The organism is Streptomyces sp. NBC_01775 (assembly GCF_035917675.1).
In the GTDB taxonomy this organism is placed as follows: domain Bacteria; phylum Actinomycetota; class Actinomycetes; order Streptomycetales; family Streptomycetaceae; genus Streptomyces.
The window spans coordinates 491,274-505,523 of the sequence record NZ_CP109104.1; the positions used below are offsets into that span (position 1 = coordinate 491,274).

Sequence of the window (14,250 nt, forward strand, 5' to 3'; positions counted from 1 at the left end):
CCCGGGATCTTCCGGCAACTACCGCCGCGCGAGGCGCCGCTGGCGGCTGGCGTTCTCGCACACCGCCCCATACAGGGGCAGGCCGACGGCGGCGATCAGGTTGAAGATGAGCGTGTCGTGCCCGGCAGCTGCGACCCCGAGCCCGACGCACACGTACAGGACAACGACGGCCCCGAAAACGACCAAGGGCTCGACACGCTCAAAGGTGGCGTGCTTGAACGCGCACCACAGACGGATGTTGAGCCTGAAGCCGGCGCGGGCGAGGCGGACAGCAAACATGGCGGGCTCCTTCGGGTCAGGTCCAGTGTGCCGGGTTTCATTCCGGCGAGGAGGGCGGGCGGGGCCGACTGCTCTGTATGGGTCTCTCGTTCACGGTGCAGGCGTCGTCACAGGCCTTGTGCGCGCGTGAACTGGCCCGCCTGTGCCAGGCGTTGGGTGCAGCGCCGTGTCTGTCGCCTCGTGAGATTTTGCCGGGCAGCGGGCGGTGGATCGCCCGCGCCCGGCCCGAGCCCTGTGAGCCCCAGCGCCCGGGTCAGTCCTCTTCGGGGTAGGCGATCTCGATCAGTTCCCACTGCCCGTAGGGGACGGACCATTTCTCGACGCGAATCCGTTCGGTGCGGCTCTCCCCTGCGGCGATCCGCTCCTTCTCTGCGATGACTTCGCGGTAGGTCGCGGGCTCGGACCGGTGCTTCGTCTCGTGCAGGCCGGAGGGGATCGTGTACAGCAGACGCCACGGCTTCGACGGTCGCTTCGCGGGCATGATCAGGTCTCCTTGGTGAGTGCGAGGCAGTCGGTGCACCAGGTCTCGCCGGGCTTGTCGAGCTTCAGCGGCACCTCCCGTTTCCCGCCGCTCATGACGATGCCGTCCTCGTCACTGCACGCGATCAGTCCTCGTCGTAGCCGCCATAGTCCTTGATCGACTCCGGTCGCGGGATGAGGGCGGGAGCGTGATCGTCGTCGGGGGCGGCCCAGATCATGCGGACCTGCACACCGCTCGTGATCTCAGGCATGTAGCGGGGCTCGTCCGCAGGCCATACATCGGGCCACGCGCCGGTGAGCCCTCCCGCAGCGTCCACCTTCTGATTCTGCGGAGGCCAGAACGCCTTCGGTTCCCACCGGGCCTGGCCATCCCAGGGCCCACCGATGTATGAGATCTTCCGCTCGAAGTCGGGGTCAGGCATCGAACTCCTCCTCAATCCGTTAGGTCCGCGACGAGCACGGTCGCGTTGTCGGCGTGTGCCGGTGCCCGGTCGTTCGCCTCCCGGACCACGGTTCGGGCAGCCAGGCCCGGTGTGCCGTCGAGGAAGTCGGCCACGTCCAGGCAGGAATCCTCCAGCGGCTCATACGCCCCGTCGGACGCCAGCAGCAGCCGACCCGACATGGGCCGGGACACGGCCCCGATCAGCGGCTGCTCGCCCAACTCGGGGACGACCGACGTGTTTCCCAGCCACGATGTGACCTGGTTTCGCGAGTACACGCCGGCCGCCTGCCCGCGGTCGAGGAGTACCTGCCGCATGTTGTGGTCGACGGTCAGCCGCTCCGCCTTCCCGTCGACGAGGAGGTAGGCGCGGGAGTCGCCGCACCAGGCGACGGTCAGGCGATGCCCGGGTCGGGCAACGGCGACGACGGCCACTGCGGACGGCAGGTCGTTGTACGGATTGCCGCGGCCCTCCTCGGCGGCGGCCTGGGCGTAGGTGCGGGTGAGGCCGGCTTCGGCGTCGGCGAGTGTCGCGGCGGCTCGGGCGAGGCGGCGGGCCATGGTTCGGGTCCAGCCGCGGATCTCGTTGCTGGAGCCGATGCCGTCGAGGAGGGCGTAGGCGCGGACGTGGTTGTGGGTGTAGGTGGCGGTCGCGTCGCACTGGTGGGAGCGCGTCCCGATCGTCTGGTGGCTGGCGTGCGTGGACATGGCGGCTCCTGTGTGGCCAGTGCTGGGAGAAGGGTTGTCGCGGAGTCTGGCGGGGGCTGGGGCGGGCCGCCGCGCGGGGGAGGTACGCGGCGGCCCGAGGTCTTCAGGCGACCTGCACGGGAGTGACCCGCAGGCCCGGCGCCGGGCGGCAATCCCTGTCGACGGGCGCCGGGTACAAGGTCACCCCTTCGCCGATCGGCGCGTTCCGTTCGTGCACGTCGCGCAGCATGCCCGGGACAGCGGCCTCGTCGTCGTCGCCCGCCTGATCGATGAGGACCCACTCGCCGGGGTGGCGGCGCCAGATACCGTCCCGGTCGGGGTACAGGTCGTCGTCGGTCACGGTCCGGAACACGTCGACCCCGAACTCGGCCGCGTGCGACGCTGCGTTGCAAGTGGCGACGATCAGCACGTCCCCGACGCGGGCCGCAGACAACACCGTCACCTCGGGCCCGGTTACGCCGTGCGCGGCGAGCGCCGCAACAGCCTGCCCACGAACCAGGTTGGCCTGCTGGAGGGCGTACAGCTCACGGGCACAGCCGGGGCAAGTACGAAGGAAGCGCCCGGAGGCGGGGTGACGGCGGCAAGTCTGGAGCTGCATGGTGGTCCCCTTCAGGCGGCGAGCAAGAGGCGGGCGGTTCTCATTCCGTGGTGGCTTGCCACCATCATGGCACTCCACTTGACCGGTGGCAAGCCACCATAGAAGATTGCCCCATGACCAGCCAAGAAGACCGCCGCAAACAACACCGTCACCGGCACAAGCAACGCGCCCTAAGAGGCATCGACGACCAACTCGCCGCCGACTTCGACGCAGCCGCCAAACCCGCCGGAGGACGCTCCGCAATCACCCGCGCATTCTGGGAGTGGTACGTGAACCGACCCGGCGCCCAACTCCCCGACCGCCCGGAACCCGACAACCACCCCCAGCCGTAAACGCGAAGTGCCCCCGTCGAGCTGGGGGCTCGACGGGGGCCACGAGGGGGCGATGGGCCCCTGTCCTACGGTGCGGGCCCGCTTGTGCGGGCTGGTAGGGCCGGACGGTCCCGGACTACAGTGCGGACACCGCCCCTCCCGCTAACCCCGGGAGGGGCGGGCCGTCATGCGGCGGCCTGGGGCCTGGGGTCGACACCGGTGGCGGATACCCGCAGCCGCTCCCGCATGTACTCGGGAATGTCGGCGTCAGGGTGGTCGGCGACATACCGCTGAAGCTTCGCGATGCCATCCTCAGCGGCGAGGTACGCCTCCACGTCCTCCTCCTCCGTGCCCTCGAACGCGTAAGCGTCCGGGAACGCGACCACGAGCAGATCGTGCACGTACTTCCTCGGCGTCCAGCCAGGCGGAATCCAAGCGGTCATGCGGCCATCTCCATGTACTCGTCGCACATGTCGTCGAGGCCCCGCAGGCACTTACCGGCTCGCTTCAACAGCACCTGCTGCTCCGCGCCCTCGCTCTGCACCGCGTCGGCGAGACACTCGGCGCCGGTGGCCAGGTCGCTGGTGTCGAACTGGGCCTTGTCGAGGTTGTGGAGCGCGTCGCCGAGGTGGCTCAGGAACGCGCTCGTGGTCCGCGCGCGCTGCTTCCGCTCCGCGACGGACGCAACACCCGTGCCGTACCTGGAGATGAATGCTTCGGGGGTGAGGGACTTGTTGGTCATCTTGCCTGCTCCTTCAGTTGATGTTGGTGGTGCTGTTCAGAACGGACACACAGCGGCGTCGGACGGGGGCAACGGCTCAGCCACCGGCGCATCGAACGCCAGCTCCGCAACCCACTCGCAGGCCGGGCCGCAGTACTGCCCGCAGCAAGGCGCCCCACAGTTCTCGCACTCGTTCACGTCTCCTCCTACTTGTTGTTGGTCTTGGCCCACACGCCGTTGGTGCGACTGGTGCGCTGGTCCTGGTGGACCGGGCCCGAGTAGTGGTGGTGGTGCTCGGCCGGCGCAGCCTCCACGGTCTCCTTGGCCCGCCTGAACACCCGGGAGAGTGCGAGCATGAACGCGGGGGGCGCACCGGCGACGAGGCCGATGACGACCGGGTCGGCGTTCCCCGACGCCCACAGCACCGCGGTCGCAGCCCCGCCCACAGCCACCGTCAGGACACTGCCCGACAGCATGAGCGCGCTGGCGTCCGTGGCACGCTGGCTCATCGGCGGCCGGCCCGGTTGCGCCACCGGCAGCGCGTCACCGACCAGCGGCGGCTTCGTGTCGTCCCGGTACGACGTCGGCGTGGCCTCGGCCAGCGCCTCCTCGACAGCGGCGACCAGTCGCCGGGCCTCGACGCGGTCGGCTGGCGCGGTCACGACTCCCCCCTGCGGCGGGTGCTGGTGTGCCGGTAGCCGAAAGGGCCCGGCAAATCGACGGATGTGGTGCGGCGCCCGGTCGACGACCAGGTGCGCTTCGGCCCGTTCTTCGGGCCGACGGTGATCGACCACGAGCGGCGGCCCACGTTCAGGCGGACACCGGGCAGGATGCGGATCGAGCGGCGGAACGTGACCGGCATCAGGCACCGTCCCCCAGGCTGACTGCCAGGCCGGCGGCGGCGCGCTGTGTGTTGATCTGCTCGATCAGTCCCGACAAGTCCAGCGACACCGTCAACGTGACGGGCGCGGTCTTCGCTGTTTGGAGCTTCTCGCCACCGCCGCGCGGCACGAGGGTGGCCAGGTGGGCTGCGATCAGGTCCTGCACGGCCTGCAAAACGTTGTCGGCCTCACGCGCTGTGGTGGCGGTCCAGGTGTAGCGGGGTGGGTTGAACTCGTGCATGTCGATCTCCTTCATCGGTCGAGTAGGTCGTAGGGAAAGGGCGTGTGCTCGATCCGGGCCCGCGGTCCGGTGATGCGGAACCACTGGAAGTGGAAGTGCCGGACTCGCAGGTTCATCAGGGCGACGGCACGGTGGTGGCCGTCGCTGAGATACACGCCGCCGTCATCGCCGACGGCGAGGCAGAGCGGCTGCTGCAGCCCCTTGGTCTTGATGGAGGCGGTCACCTCCTCGACGATCTGCCGGTCGTAGGCACTGCGGGCCAGTTCGCGGCGAACGTGGCGCCACGTTGGGTAATCCGTCGGCTGGATGGTGCGTAGCTGAGCCGTGGCCATGCGCCCGGTCCAACGACCCATCGCGTACTCCTTTCATCCTGGTTTGTACCGACTGACAGGGCTGGGGGTGTCAGGGAGGTGTCAGAAGGGGGTGTCAGCTCGCGCGCGCACACGCGTTGACCTATAGAAACGGCGGCCTCGAGGGGGTCTGACACCCCGGCTGACATGTCAGAAGGTGTCAGCCGGGTGTCACCGCAGGTCAGGCCGGTGTCAGGCGGCGGCCATCTCCGGGTACAGCAGCCGGTACACGCCGGCGGTCTCGGTCTCCTCCAAGTGCAGCCCGGCGTCGGCGAGGTCGTTGAGCTTCTCGGAGATCCAGGGCCTGCTCTTGCCAATGCGCCCTTCCTTGCCGTAGGGCTGGAAGTGCTTGGGTCCGACCTCTTCGAGGCCCTGCTCGCGGTACTCGTCGAGCATCGCCATCAGCTCGGCCAGGGCCTCGTCCTGCGACTTCTCCTTGATGGGTTCGGCCTGCGCGAACTGCCACTTCGCTTCCGGCTTGGCGATCTCCTTGTCGGGGTCGATGCCGGACAGGTCGTCGGCGCCTTCGTCGTCACCGACTCGGGCGGCAACGTCCCGCTCGATCTGCCGCTCCAGCAACTGCTCCGCCTCGGCGGCCTTAAGCTTGTCGTGCTGCTCCTTGCCCATCACGATCCTTTCGGTGTCAGCGCTGGTCACAGGCGTGTCAGCGTCGTATCGGGTCCGGTTCGCATACGCCTCACCAGCGGCAGCCGCAGTGACCGGGTCGGCCGAGGTCCAGGGCGCGCTGGCGAGCACAGCAGCGATCTCCTCGTCCGAGGGCGGGTCGAAGGTGCGGGCCTTCATCGCGTACCGCTCCTCGTCAACACCAGGCGCCACCAGGTAGTTGTAGCCGGGCCGCCGGTTCTCCCACGCCTCGGGGCGGGCGCCGGCGTCACGCACGTCGTCGGGCAGGGCCATGTCGGCGGTGGTGCCGTTCTTGACGCCGAAGCAGAAGGCGCCGCCGAGCTGTTCCCGCACGTCAGTGGGCATGGACGTAGCCGACGGCCGCTGGAGACTGATGATGACGGAGATCCCCGCCGAGCGGGCCTCCATGACGAGGCCTTCCAACTCGGTGCCCTCACGGAAGAACTTGGCGGCCTCCTCGATCCACACGACCATGTACGGCATGCCGAGCCGGTCGAAGGCGTCCGGAGACCAGTTCTTGAACCCGGCGTCACCCAGCGCGTCGGCGCGGGCGGTGATGACCTGCGTCAGGGCGTCGATCATCGCTTCGCCTCCGGCGATGGTCATCTCGGCCCAGTCCAGGTAGGGCAGGAACGGGGCGAACGTCTGCTTTCCCTTCGATGGGTCGACAGCCCACACGATGCCGTCGGTCCTGGTCAGGGCCTCAACGACGCCGATACCGATACCGACCGACTTGCCGGAGCCGTTCATGCCAGCGGCGAGGAAGTGCGTCGCGTTACGGTCGGTCTTACTGTCGTGGGGGAACCAGAACTGCTGCGGGTCGCCGTCCTCATAGCGGCCCACAACGATCGGCTCGGTGATGGAGCCGCCCATCGAGGACGGGCCCGGCCACGGGGCCTTCTCGGTGAGCATGTCCTTCGGAACGAAGACGAACTCGCCTTCTGCGCCGTTCTCCGGGTTCACGACGTTACGGATGGCGTTAGGCGAGATCCCCAGCTCCGTAGCAATGTTCTCCGAGCGTCGTCCGATCTCAGCGTTCGTCAGCGATCCGGGGTCGGTGATCCGATAAGGGGCGGTGACCTTGTTGGGCTCGACCTTCGGTTCGCCCCGCAGCATCAGCTTCGCCTTACCGAGGGACTTCTCCAACACCCCGGTCTGGCTGGCCTGCTGCTCGCCGCCCTTGGCTTCGGGGTTGACGCGGAGGGTCTTGCGCACATTCCAGCTTGCGGCGAGCGTCGCACCGCCGATGGCCAGCCACGACAGCTGGGTACCGCCGAGCGGGTCGGTGAACGTTGCGACGGTCAGGTATCCGGTGGCCGCCGCTGTCGTCGCGGTCGCGTGGAGCCGGCGGGCCTCCTTCGTGTCCTTCCCGGCCCACCAGGTGGCGGCGGTCAGGGCACCAGAGGCGATGGTCATGCCCACGGCGGCGATGGGCTGGTCGGCCCAGGCGATGTGGGCGGCGAATGTTGCGGGCACCTCGCCAACGAGGGCCAGCCACGGCCGAGCATGGGGGCTCTTCAGAGCCTTCCATGCATCGTGCTTCGGGGTGTCAGCCACGGAACTCTCCAGGTGTCAGAACAGATGTCAGCGAGGTGTCACCGCAGATCAGAGGGGTGTCAGCCCAGTTGGGCTTGGACGAGCAGGTAGAGGAGGAACAGAACACCGGCGACCATGAGGCCGTCGCCGACCAGAACGTAGAACTGGAGCCGGAGCCACACCGCGAACACGAGCGCGGCCCCGGCAGCCACGTAGAGGTCGAGCACGTCACCGCCAGCCGAATCGGGCCTGCGGCTTCTGCTGACTACGGCCCTTGCCGATCTTCATCAGCTCGGCCTCGTACTCCCGCTCGAACGCCGAGTACAGGGCCGCATACCACTTGGCGATCAGCTTCTCGGCCTGCGCGATCCGGTTCAGCCACCGCACCACCCGACGGGCACGGGCACGAGCACCCGACATCGACCCGGTGACGTCCGGAATGTTCCGCAGACGGCCCTCCAGCATCTCCGCGTCCAGCGACCGCTCCACCGCACGCTGCCGGGCCTTCTTCCGCCCGTCCTCGCAGAACTTCTGGATGTCCTCGTTCGACATGAAGTCCCCACCCGGCGGGCCCTTCGGCCCCTGCTGGGCCTGGCCACCACCCCCCTTCACAATGTTGATGTTGAGCGTGCCGTTCAGTGCCGGATTCAGCGACTTGGACTTGTTCACGTTCTTCGGCTGGGCCGACTTCGCCGGCTTCGGAATGAACGCCGGCGGCGACATCGGGCGAGGCGGTGCAGTTCCGTTCACGGCCACAGAGGGCTCCTCTCACAGGGTTCAGATCAGGCGGTCTTGGTCTGGTCATTGAGCGCCCGCACGTTGTCCGTGCCGAGCGCGGCGAGCGCGGGCTCGTCCTTCTCGATGGCGTCGCGGACACGCTGTATGGTCGGCCGCGAAACGTCTGCGGTGGCGAGCTTCTCGGCGACGAGAACGTCACGAATCTCGGTCCACTCGGGGCGGCGCCCAAGCTCGTCGTACAGGCGCCGGGCACGCTCACGACGGCGGGCCGCGAAGGTCTTCGACGCGCTCGCCGTGGCGCTCTTCTTCGGCTTCTTCTGAGCGCGCTCACGACGCTCACCCGAAGGCTTGCGAGCGCGCTCACTCTGACGCTCACGAGGCGGCTCCGCTGAGCGCTCACTGGGGCGCTCATCCTTGCCGCCGTGAGCGCGCTCACGCTGCGGCTCGGTGAGCGCCTTTGGCTGCTCCTGTGAGCGCTCATCGACGGCCGCCGATGTGCTCTCAGCTGACGGCTTCTGGCGCTCTCGTCGGGGAACGCTCATGCGGTGAATGCGCCACATCACGAACGGCGCGATCGACGCCACACCAACGACGAGCTGCCACGTGGGCTGTGGAACGCCGTGCGCGTTCAGGTGTGCCCCGAACAGACCCTTAGCCGCCAGGTGGTAGATAGCGTTCGCGAGGACCATCAGCGCGAGAGCCGGAGCGACGTCACGGTGACGGCGGAACGCCTGCACCACGTACACGTCGATCGCGACTGGCAGCAGCCACGCCAGCTCCCGAGCCCAGCCGGCGAGCTGCGCGAGGGCGAACTCGCCGGAAGCGGTGAGCCCGATCGTCGCCGCCAAAGCGATACGCAGCGACCACCCGTCGAAGCCCGGCTTCTCCTTCTCCACCGGAGGCGTCGCCTCGGCACGGAGGTCGCGTACCTGCTGCTCCAGCTCCGCGATGCGCCGCACATCCTCCGGCCGCGGCTGCACATCAGCCGGGACCGGCGGCGCCGGGTCCCCTATCGGCTGAAACTCGCCGAGAGTCGGCAGGCTGGTCATCGGTAGTCCCTTCGGGTCAGCGGGCGAACAAATAGATGACGAGGACCAGCGGAAACTGGACGACGGCCAGCAGATACAGGGCGCGCATGCTGGGCTCCTTCAGAGCTGGTCGGGTTCGAGTGAGAAGAAGACGACCAGCCCGCCAGCAAGGAGGGGGCGGCGGCGCTCCACATCGGTTTTGATCGCCAGGTAGGCGTCCTGCCGGGTCGAGCCCTCCGGCGGCGTGTAGGTGCCCTGATCCGTAGACCGGCTGACACCAGGAACCTCCAGCGTCAACACCCAGTGGTACGAGCGGTTCATCACGCCCACCCCCCGACCCGACGCCGGTCCGGCACCATCAGGCACCAGACGACCGTTGCCGCCAGGGCGGCACCCACCATGAGCGGCTGCTGCACCGACCACACGACCGCCGTCAGGGCCACCGTCAGCGCCTGCGGGGCCAGCAGCACCAGCACCACCGCGAGAACCTCGGCCAGCACCAGCGCGGGACGGGACGGCATCACCGGCCACCCGCCTCGGGCTGCTCCTGCTCGACGATGCGCACGACGCGGGCCTCCGGAATGGAAACCTCCACACCCTGCTCGAAGTTCAGCACCACGTAGTCGCCCTCGTGGGAGTACGACCCCAGCCGCACCTCACTCACACCCAGCTCCAGGAACGACCGACTGGTGCCCTTGCTGTACTGGTCGTCGTCCGTGACGATCACGAACCGAGCGCTCACGCCGCCACCCCCTCGACCGGCTGCGCGCCGAACAGTTCGATCGCGTGCAGCTCGTCGAACAGCGGCGCCTCATCCGGGTGGGCCAGGTCGTACTTCGTGGCGTCCGCGTACAGCCGCAGCTCGGCGGCCAAGTCGCCCCGCACCGCCACATACTCGGTGATCAGCTCGGCCCGGTAGGCGGCATCCGCGTCAGCGACGATCGTCGACGCACGACGGCGGGCGGACAGGTCCGAGACCGACGCCAGGTCGGCATCGAAGAGGGGGGAAACGGTGCGGGTGATCGCACCGGTAAGCTCAATGGCATCCATCAGGGGTCCTCTCAAAGATCCTGGTGGTCAGGGCCGGTGCGTGCGCGATGTAGGAGTCGCAAGCGCCCGGCCCGCTTTTGTGTTGTGGGGGTGCCCGACGGACTGGGTCCGGTAGGAGTGGGCACCACGCGGATCTTCAAGTTGCGATTTGAAGCACCGCGATGAGAAAGACGTTAAGGGGCTCCCAGGTACCTCGTCAAGCCTGGGCTTGAAAGTATTTCGGTTCGCTGCCATCCTCTGGATATGGCAGACCACAACGCACCTCTCGCCGAGCTGATCGCCAGCCTCGACACCGTCGAAGACCCGATCCAGCGCTACGAGGACGTCGTCACCGTGGAAGCACGGTTCGACGAAGAACTGCGGGGTGTCCGCCAACGCATTGCCATGCAGCTGTACGCGGGTGGGCGCGCAAAGGGAGGCCGTACCTTCGCCGAGGTCGGCCAAATCATGGGCGGGGTCACCGCCCAGAGAGCCGAACAGGTCGCCAAGGGGCGCTGAAGTTGCCATGCCATCGAGTCAACGCGTCCTCGCGCGGGGACGGGATGAGCACCCAGTGCAGTACCGACGCAGGAACCGATCATTTGCAGTGCACATGGCCGCCGATCAAGGCCCGGGGGCACCACAGTGGACGTCGTAGATCCGTGGACGGGGCAGTCCGCAAGCGCCTTGCAGGCCGCCCTCCGCGACAGCAACGAGGGATTCGCCGAACGATTGGGGGTGGCGGTGCGCACAGTCGCCGCATGGCACAAGGGGCCGCGCATCGTGCCCCGCCCGGAGATGCAACAGGCGCTCGACACCGTGTACGAGAAGGCAGGCGAGCATGTACGGCGCCGGTTCGCGGCGCTGACCCGTCCACCGGCTGATGAGGTGCAGCCGCAGGCGCTCCGCGTCGCGATCGCCGTGGTGGTTCGCGGCGGGGACGTACTCCTCGTCTGCCGACGCGGAGACGGAGCCCTCACATGGCAGTTCCCCGCCGGGATGATCAAGCCCGGCGCTTCCGCTGAGGCCATCGCCGTACAGGAAACCCACGCTGAGACCGGCGTGCACTGCGCCGTCCGCGAGCACCTCGGCAGCCGCATTCACCCAGCCACCGGGGTCACGGCCGATTACCACCTCTGCGAGCACCTGGCGGGCGAGGCCGAGAACCGCGACGTCGTCGAGAACACGGACGTCGCGTGGGTGCCGATCGCGGCACTCCCCCGCTTCATCGCCGCAGACCGCATCTACCCGCCAGTCCTTGCCGCCCTGGAGGCACACGCATGACCGACAACGAACCGAAGCCGGGCATCTCGGCCGCCATCATCGTCGACGGCACCCGGGTGCTAATGGTCCGCCGCCGCGTGAAGGAGGGCGAGCTCATGTGGCAGTTCCCCGCCGGCGGCATCGAAGGTGGCGAGACCGCCGAGGAAGCGGCCGTGCGGGAGACCCAGGAAGAGACGGGGCTGACCGTGAAGGCCGAGCGACTTCTCGGCGAGAGGGTCCACCCGAAGACCGGCCGGTCCATGAGCTACACGGCCTGCTCCCCCGTCGACGGCGAGGCACACGTCGCCGACGACGACGAGCTGGACGCCGTCGCCTGGGTCGCCCTGGCTGAGATCCCCGAGTACGTGCCCTACGGCCTGTTCGAGCCCGTGCAGGAATACCTGGACAGCGAGCTCGGCCGCTGAGTCCAGACACAGACCAGCGGCCGGGTTCCGTCGTGTGGCTGCACGACATCCCGGCCGCTGAACACCGGCAGGTGGCTGCCTGCCGATCAACGAGTCCAAACCGTCAAGAAAGGACCGCCCCATGAGGGTATCCGCTGCAAGCCATAAGAGTCACCCTGAAACCTCTGACCAGCAGGTTTCCGCCTTCCTCCCCCTCCCTCGTATCGCGTCGGCTCCGCTGCCGGATCTGCTGGCGTCGGTGAACGGCGAGATCGTCGTCCTGGACGAGCTGGACGACCCGAACTTGTTCGGTGGGATTGTGGAGCGGCGGGACACTGGCCGTGTGCTGTTTGCGATGCCGCCGCGGCGGCCGACGGGCGAGCGTGAGCGCTGCGTGCGTGTTCTGCTGGCTCATCGGGAGGGCTACAGCCGGGATCAGGTGCGGTCGGCGTTCGCTGGGGGGTGCGTGGCGTGAGCGGCTCGGTGGGCTTCCATGAGGTGATCGCGTCCCCGGAGCGCGTCGCGGAGATCGATGCGGCGGTGTACGCGGATCCGAAGCGTGCGGCTCGTTTGCGGACGCTGTGCCGGTTGGCGGAGTCGACATCGTCGCTGGCCGAGATGCGGGCGATCTGCGCGGAGCTGGCTGAGCTTCAGCGTGAGGGTCTGGCGGAGCTGAACGAACGCCGGGCGGCGGATGGACTGCCGGTGTGGAGGGCGCAGCCGCCGCAGGTGTGACCCGCCACGAAAGGAGGCCCCCACCGTCTGGTGGGGGCCTTCGTCGTGCTGTCAGTCGCGGGTTCGCACGCACCTGGGGCAGATCCATCGTGCGCCGAGGATGCGCCGCATGCGGGTGTCGGGGTGGTCGGGGCACGCGGGTGTGGTGCTTCCGTCTGCGGCCCGGGGGGCTGGCCGGTGGAGGTAGGGGGCGGCCCATTTGCGGCCGTCTTCATTCCTCTTCATCGCCGCCGTCCTCGTTTTCGGGTTCGGGTGCGGTGACGGTCTCTTCTTCGAACAGGTCGTAGCCGTTGCCTTCGTCTTGTCCGCCCATGTGACCTCCCGGCTCGGTCACTCCAGGTTAGCCCGGCGGCACGGGCGGTACAGAGGATTCGTCCCCTTCGGGCCGCGCGTAGAGCCACACGCGCACGGTGCCGTCTCCGGCCGGCTCAGGATCAGAGGGCCCTCCCCCGCCGGTGAGCATGGCGAGGTGGTAGCCGGTGCGGACGGCGAGCTGCGGGTCGGCGGCTTCGATGGTGATCCGGACGGTGCCGGGCTGGTCGAGGGGCGTCATGCCGAGGTGGACAGCCGAAGGCCCCCGCCGGGTTGCTGGCGGGGGCCGGAGTTCACTCGGTCGTGGCGGGCTGAGCGATCCACCACCAGTGGGTGGGCTCGAGGTCGGGTTCGCGATCGGCTTGGTCGAACGAGGCGTCGAGGCACACCTGGCAGACGGGGAAGCTGTAGCCGCTGCGGGTGCGGACGAGGGCGACGACGCTGGTGCAGGATCCGAGACGTGCGGGGCAGACGGACGTGTTCATGCGGCGGCCCTTTCCGCCAACGGCAGCTGCCTCAGTTCCGCCCACCCGTACTGCTGGCCGCAGCCGCAGCGCCGTCCGGGGGTGTCGAGGGTGATGCGCAGGTGGGCGCCGCACACGCAGGCGACGGTGACGCGACGGGGCGGGGTCTCACCGGACACCTGCGCCTTGCACGCGCCTGCGAGCTGCCCGACCTCGCGCACGAACTCGTCGAACGCCACGTGATTTTCGGCGGCCCAGGGCAGGAGGTTGCGGAGGCGCTGCACGGTCTGGTCGCACTGCTGCTGGAGACCGCCGGCCCATCGGGGGTGGGTGTAGCCGAGCTGCTCGTGCCAGTCGATCAGCCACGTCTGGAGGACGGTGACGACGCCGCCGCGGGCCTGGAGTGAGAGCGGCGCCAGGCGGACCGGTATGGGCGCGGTCTTACTGCCGGACACTCGCCCTCCCTCCCCGCTCCTGCCGGGGGCCATGACGTAGCTGAGTTGGGCGTACATGCCGCGCGGGCCGGCGAGGTCGGCGAGGTTCTCGTCCACCCTACGGACGCAGATGCTGCATCCGTAGTGGCCGATCTCGTGGTCCCACAGGCCGCGTCCGCACGAGACGCAGGCGGTACGGATATCGAGGTCGTCGTACATCGAGTGCTCCTGTCGTACCGGGGGGGTGCCGGTGGGGCGGCCGGGCGGGGTTCAGGCGGCTTGGGTGTAGCCGTCGTCCCAGGGGAGGGCGAGGCCGTCTCCCCAGACGCGGGGGACGAGGTGAACGTGCAGGTGGAACACGGTTTGGGTGGCTTCGGGGCCCATGCTCGTGAGTCCGTTGGCGGCCTGGAGTTCGAGGTCGCGGGCGAGGGTGGCGGTCCGCTGCCAGGTGGCGCCGGTGATGGCGGGGTCGTCGGCGAAGTCGCGGACGTGGGTGCGGGGGATGACGAGGAGATGCCCGGCGACGACGGGCCCGAGGGGCACGATGGCGAGCGCGTCGGGCCATTCGCGGACGATGGTTGCGGGGGCGCGGCCGGCGGCGGGTGACGGGTGCGACGGGGATACGGGGCCGGTACGGGCCTCGGTCCACGGTCG

Annotated in this window: 28 protein-coding genes and 1 pseudogene; 6 read left to right on the plus strand and 23 right to left on the minus strand. The window is 68.8% G+C overall.

The window, feature by feature from the left end:
• Positions 1 to 18: 18 nt before the first annotated feature.
• The 5 genes from OHB04_RS02395 to OHB04_RS02415 form a co-directional block, all read right to left on the minus strand.
• On the minus strand, positions 19 to 279 hold the full coding sequence (locus tag OHB04_RS02395; RefSeq protein WP_326806665.1) for a hypothetical protein: 261 nt from the start codon (positions 277 to 279) through the stop codon (positions 19 to 21).
• Positions 280 to 532: 253 nt separating this feature from the next.
• Positions 533 to 760: a hypothetical protein gene (locus OHB04_RS02400; protein WP_326806666.1), complete on the minus strand. Its 228-nt coding sequence runs from the start codon at positions 758 to 760 to the stop codon at positions 533 to 535.
• Positions 761 to 884: 124 nt separating this feature from the next.
• On the minus strand, positions 885 to 1,181 hold the full coding sequence (locus tag OHB04_RS02405; RefSeq protein WP_326806667.1) for a hypothetical protein: 297 nt from the start codon (positions 1,179 to 1,181) through the stop codon (positions 885 to 887).
• Between the two features lie 11 nt (positions 1,182 to 1,192).
• Positions 1,193 to 1,906: a PP2C family protein-serine/threonine phosphatase gene (locus tag OHB04_RS02410; RefSeq protein ID WP_326806668.1), complete on the minus strand. Its 714-nt coding sequence runs from the start codon at positions 1,904 to 1,906 to the stop codon at positions 1,193 to 1,195.
• 103 nt (positions 1,907 to 2,009) lie between these two features.
• A complete protein-coding gene (locus tag OHB04_RS02415) occupies positions 2,010 to 2,504 on the minus strand; it encodes a hypothetical protein (protein WP_326806669.1) in 495 nt (164 codons plus the stop codon).
• A gap of 113 nt (positions 2,505 to 2,617) precedes the next feature.
• Here OHB04_RS02415 and OHB04_RS02420 point away from each other — a divergent pair, with 113 nt between their 5' ends.
• Positions 2,618 to 2,836, plus strand: coding sequence for a hypothetical protein (locus OHB04_RS02420; protein WP_326806670.1), 219 nt, complete (start codon positions 2,618 to 2,620; stop codon positions 2,834 to 2,836).
• Positions 2,837 to 3,000: 164 nt separating this feature from the next.
• Here OHB04_RS02420 and OHB04_RS02425 read toward each other — a convergent pair whose 3' ends face one another.
• The 14 genes from OHB04_RS02425 to OHB04_RS02490 form a co-directional block, all read right to left on the minus strand.
• Positions 3,001 to 3,258 carry a hypothetical protein gene (locus tag OHB04_RS02425; RefSeq protein ID WP_326806671.1) on the minus strand — a complete coding sequence of 86 codons (258 nt, stop codon included), beginning with the start codon at positions 3,256 to 3,258 and terminating at the stop codon, positions 3,001 to 3,003.
• Positions 3,255 to 3,557 carry a hypothetical protein gene (locus tag OHB04_RS02430; RefSeq protein WP_326806672.1) on the minus strand — a complete coding sequence of 101 codons (303 nt, stop codon included), beginning with the start codon at positions 3,555 to 3,557 and terminating at the stop codon, positions 3,255 to 3,257. The genes OHB04_RS02425 and OHB04_RS02430 overlap by 4 nt, the downstream gene beginning before the upstream one ends.
• Before the next feature lie 185 nt (positions 3,558 to 3,742).
• Positions 3,743 to 4,198, minus strand: coding sequence for a hypothetical protein (locus OHB04_RS02435; RefSeq protein ID WP_326806673.1), 456 nt, complete (start codon positions 4,196 to 4,198; stop codon positions 3,743 to 3,745).
• The gene (locus tag OHB04_RS02440; RefSeq protein ID WP_326806674.1) at positions 4,195 to 4,398 is read right to left on the minus strand and encodes a DUF4236 domain-containing protein; all 204 of its coding nucleotides are present in this window, start codon (positions 4,396 to 4,398) and stop codon (positions 4,195 to 4,197) included. The genes OHB04_RS02435 and OHB04_RS02440 overlap by 4 nt, the downstream gene beginning before the upstream one ends.
• Positions 4,398 to 4,673 (minus strand): hypothetical protein, encoded by a 276-nt coding sequence (locus OHB04_RS02445; protein ID WP_326806675.1) that lies wholly within the window; start codon positions 4,671 to 4,673, stop codon positions 4,398 to 4,400. Before OHB04_RS02445 ends, OHB04_RS02440 begins: the two co-directional genes overlap by 1 nt.
• Entirely contained in the window at positions 4,670 to 5,011 is a 342-nt protein-coding gene (locus tag OHB04_RS02450; RefSeq protein WP_326806676.1) for a ParB N-terminal domain-containing protein, read from the minus strand. The genes OHB04_RS02445 and OHB04_RS02450 overlap by 4 nt, the downstream gene beginning before the upstream one ends.
• A 189-nt stretch (positions 5,012 to 5,200) precedes the next feature.
• Positions 5,201 to 7,210, minus strand: coding sequence for a plasmid transfer protein TraB (traB, locus tag OHB04_RS02455; protein ID WP_326806677.1), 2,010 nt, complete (start codon positions 7,208 to 7,210; stop codon positions 5,201 to 5,203).
• 59 nt (positions 7,211 to 7,269) lie between these two features.
• On the minus strand, positions 7,270 to 7,416 hold the full coding sequence (locus OHB04_RS02460) for a hypothetical protein (RefSeq protein WP_326806678.1): 147 nt from the start codon (positions 7,414 to 7,416) through the stop codon (positions 7,270 to 7,272).
• A 1-nt stretch (position 7,417) separates the two neighbouring features.
• Positions 7,418 to 7,939 carry a plasmid transfer protein TraA gene (gene traA / locus OHB04_RS02465; protein WP_326806679.1) on the minus strand — a complete coding sequence of 174 codons (522 nt, stop codon included), beginning with the start codon at positions 7,937 to 7,939 and terminating at the stop codon, positions 7,418 to 7,420.
• A 32-nt stretch (positions 7,940 to 7,971) separates the two neighbouring features.
• Positions 7,972 to 8,976 (minus strand): hypothetical protein, encoded by a 1,005-nt coding sequence (locus tag OHB04_RS02470; RefSeq protein ID WP_326806680.1) that lies wholly within the window; start codon positions 8,974 to 8,976, stop codon positions 7,972 to 7,974.
• A gap of 99 nt (positions 8,977 to 9,075) precedes the next feature.
• Positions 9,076 to 9,276: a hypothetical protein gene (locus OHB04_RS02475; protein ID WP_326806681.1), complete on the minus strand. Its 201-nt coding sequence runs from the start codon at positions 9,274 to 9,276 to the stop codon at positions 9,076 to 9,078.
• Positions 9,276 to 9,476 carry a hypothetical protein gene (locus tag OHB04_RS02480; RefSeq protein ID WP_326806682.1) on the minus strand — a complete coding sequence of 67 codons (201 nt, stop codon included), beginning with the start codon at positions 9,474 to 9,476 and terminating at the stop codon, positions 9,276 to 9,278. The genes OHB04_RS02475 and OHB04_RS02480 overlap by 1 nt, the downstream gene beginning before the upstream one ends.
• Complete coding sequence (locus tag OHB04_RS02485) at positions 9,476 to 9,697, minus strand: hypothetical protein (RefSeq protein WP_326806683.1); 222 nt, start codon at positions 9,695 to 9,697, stop codon at positions 9,476 to 9,478. Before OHB04_RS02485 ends, OHB04_RS02480 begins: the two co-directional genes overlap by 1 nt.
• Complete coding sequence (locus OHB04_RS02490; protein ID WP_326806684.1) at positions 9,694 to 10,005, minus strand: hypothetical protein; 312 nt, start codon at positions 10,003 to 10,005, stop codon at positions 9,694 to 9,696. Before OHB04_RS02490 ends, OHB04_RS02485 begins: the two co-directional genes overlap by 4 nt.
• Before the next feature lie 243 nt (positions 10,006 to 10,248).
• On the opposite strand from OHB04_RS02490, the gene OHB04_RS02495 reads away from it, so the two are divergent.
• The 5 genes from OHB04_RS02495 (at position 10,249) to OHB04_RS02515 (ending at position 12,386) form a co-directional block, all read left to right on the plus strand.
• Entirely contained in the window at positions 10,249 to 10,503 is a 255-nt protein-coding gene (locus OHB04_RS02495) for a hypothetical protein (RefSeq protein WP_326806685.1), read from the plus strand.
• A 126-nt stretch (positions 10,504 to 10,629) separates the two neighbouring features.
• Positions 10,630 to 11,268: an NUDIX hydrolase gene (locus tag OHB04_RS02500; protein ID WP_326806686.1), complete on the plus strand. Its 639-nt coding sequence runs from the start codon at positions 10,630 to 10,632 to the stop codon at positions 11,266 to 11,268.
• Positions 11,265 to 11,672, plus strand: a complete 408-nt coding sequence (locus OHB04_RS02505; protein ID WP_326806687.1) for an NUDIX hydrolase — start codon at positions 11,265 to 11,267, stop codon at positions 11,670 to 11,672. Before OHB04_RS02500 ends, OHB04_RS02505 begins: the two co-directional genes overlap by 4 nt.
• A gap of 121 nt (positions 11,673 to 11,793) precedes the next feature.
• Positions 11,794 to 12,126 carry a hypothetical protein gene (locus OHB04_RS02510; protein ID WP_326806688.1) on the plus strand — a complete coding sequence of 111 codons (333 nt, stop codon included), beginning with the start codon at positions 11,794 to 11,796 and terminating at the stop codon, positions 12,124 to 12,126.
• A complete protein-coding gene (locus tag OHB04_RS02515) occupies positions 12,123 to 12,386 on the plus strand; it encodes a hypothetical protein (RefSeq protein WP_326806689.1) in 264 nt (87 codons plus the stop codon). Before OHB04_RS02510 ends, OHB04_RS02515 begins: the two co-directional genes overlap by 4 nt.
• A gap of 340 nt (positions 12,387 to 12,726) precedes the next feature.
• On the opposite strand, the gene OHB04_RS02520 is transcribed toward OHB04_RS02515, so the two are convergent.
• The 4 genes and pseudogenes from OHB04_RS02520 to OHB04_RS02535 all read right to left on the minus strand — a co-directional run.
• Complete coding sequence (locus OHB04_RS02520) at positions 12,727 to 12,939, minus strand: hypothetical protein (RefSeq protein ID WP_326806690.1); 213 nt, start codon at positions 12,937 to 12,939, stop codon at positions 12,727 to 12,729.
• 52 nt (positions 12,940 to 12,991) lie between these two features.
• A complete protein-coding gene (locus tag OHB04_RS02525) occupies positions 12,992 to 13,183 on the minus strand; it encodes a hypothetical protein (protein WP_326806691.1) in 192 nt (63 codons plus the stop codon).
• Positions 13,180 to 13,815, minus strand: a complete 636-nt coding sequence (locus tag OHB04_RS02530) for a hypothetical protein (protein ID WP_326806692.1) — start codon at positions 13,813 to 13,815, stop codon at positions 13,180 to 13,182. The genes OHB04_RS02525 and OHB04_RS02530 overlap by 4 nt, the downstream gene beginning before the upstream one ends.
• A 51-nt stretch (positions 13,816 to 13,866) precedes the next feature.
• A pseudogene (locus tag OHB04_RS02535) lies at positions 13,867 to 14,175 on the minus strand (HIT family protein); the annotation flags it as partial.
• Positions 14,176 to 14,250: the final 75 nt, after the last annotated feature.

What these genes read in the sequence shown, in the direction of transcription:
- OHB04_RS02520 (WP_326806690.1), bottom strand. Translation starts at nt 12,939, where the DNA reads ATGACGCCCCTCGACCAGCCCGGCACCGTCCGGATCACCATCGAAGCC.
- OHB04_RS02420 (WP_326806670.1), top strand. Translation starts at nt 2,618, where the DNA reads ATGACCAGCCAAGAAGACCGCCGCAAACAACACCGTCACCGGCACAAG.
- OHB04_RS02510 (WP_326806688.1), top strand. Translation starts at nt 11,794, where the DNA reads ATGAGGGTATCCGCTGCAAGCCATAAGAGTCACCCTGAAACCTCTGAC.
- OHB04_RS02430 (WP_326806672.1), bottom strand. Translation starts at nt 3,557, where the DNA reads ATGACCAACAAGTCCCTCACCCCCGAAGCATTCATCTCCAGGTACGGC.
- OHB04_RS02490 (WP_326806684.1), bottom strand. Translation starts at nt 10,005, where the DNA reads ATGGATGCCATTGAGCTTACCGGTGCGATCACCCGCACCGTTTCCCCC.
- OHB04_RS02475 (WP_326806681.1), bottom strand. Translation starts at nt 9,276, where the DNA reads ATGAACCGCTCGTACCACTGGGTGTTGACGCTGGAGGTTCCTGGTGTC.
- OHB04_RS02525 (WP_326806691.1), bottom strand. Translation starts at nt 13,183, where the DNA reads ATGAACACGTCCGTCTGCCCCGCACGTCTCGGATCCTGCACCAGCGTC.
- OHB04_RS02440 (WP_326806674.1), bottom strand. Translation starts at nt 4,398, where the DNA reads ATGCCGGTCACGTTCCGCCGCTCGATCCGCATCCTGCCCGGTGTCCGC.
- OHB04_RS02480 (WP_326806682.1), bottom strand. Translation starts at nt 9,476, where the DNA reads ATGCCGTCCCGTCCCGCGCTGGTGCTGGCCGAGGTTCTCGCGGTGGTG.
- OHB04_RS02425 (WP_326806671.1), bottom strand. Translation starts at nt 3,258, where the DNA reads ATGACCGCTTGGATTCCGCCTGGCTGGACGCCGAGGAAGTACGTGCAC.
- OHB04_RS02505 (WP_326806687.1), top strand. Translation starts at nt 11,265, where the DNA reads ATGACCGACAACGAACCGAAGCCGGGCATCTCGGCCGCCATCATCGTC.
- OHB04_RS02400 (WP_326806666.1), bottom strand. Translation starts at nt 760, where the DNA reads ATGCCCGCGAAGCGACCGTCGAAGCCGTGGCGTCTGCTGTACACGATC.
- OHB04_RS02445 (WP_326806675.1), bottom strand. Translation starts at nt 4,673, where the DNA reads ATGAAGGAGATCGACATGCACGAGTTCAACCCACCCCGCTACACCTGG.
- OHB04_RS02405 (WP_326806667.1), bottom strand. Translation starts at nt 1,181, where the DNA reads ATGCCTGACCCCGACTTCGAGCGGAAGATCTCATACATCGGTGGGCCC.
- OHB04_RS02415 (WP_326806669.1), bottom strand. Translation starts at nt 2,504, where the DNA reads ATGCAGCTCCAGACTTGCCGCCGTCACCCCGCCTCCGGGCGCTTCCTT.
- OHB04_RS02450 (WP_326806676.1), bottom strand. Translation starts at nt 5,011, where the DNA reads ATGGGTCGTTGGACCGGGCGCATGGCCACGGCTCAGCTACGCACCATC.
- OHB04_RS02530 (WP_326806692.1), bottom strand. Translation starts at nt 13,815, where the DNA reads ATGTACGACGACCTCGATATCCGTACCGCCTGCGTCTCGTGCGGACGC.
- OHB04_RS02395 (WP_326806665.1), bottom strand. Translation starts at nt 279, where the DNA reads ATGTTTGCTGTCCGCCTCGCCCGCGCCGGCTTCAGGCTCAACATCCGT.
- OHB04_RS02495 (WP_326806685.1), top strand. Translation starts at nt 10,249, where the DNA reads ATGGCAGACCACAACGCACCTCTCGCCGAGCTGATCGCCAGCCTCGAC.
- OHB04_RS02470 (WP_326806680.1), bottom strand. Translation starts at nt 8,976, where the DNA reads ATGACCAGCCTGCCGACTCTCGGCGAGTTTCAGCCGATAGGGGACCCG.
- OHB04_RS02410 (WP_326806668.1), bottom strand. Translation starts at nt 1,906, where the DNA reads ATGTCCACGCACGCCAGCCACCAGACGATCGGGACGCGCTCCCACCAG.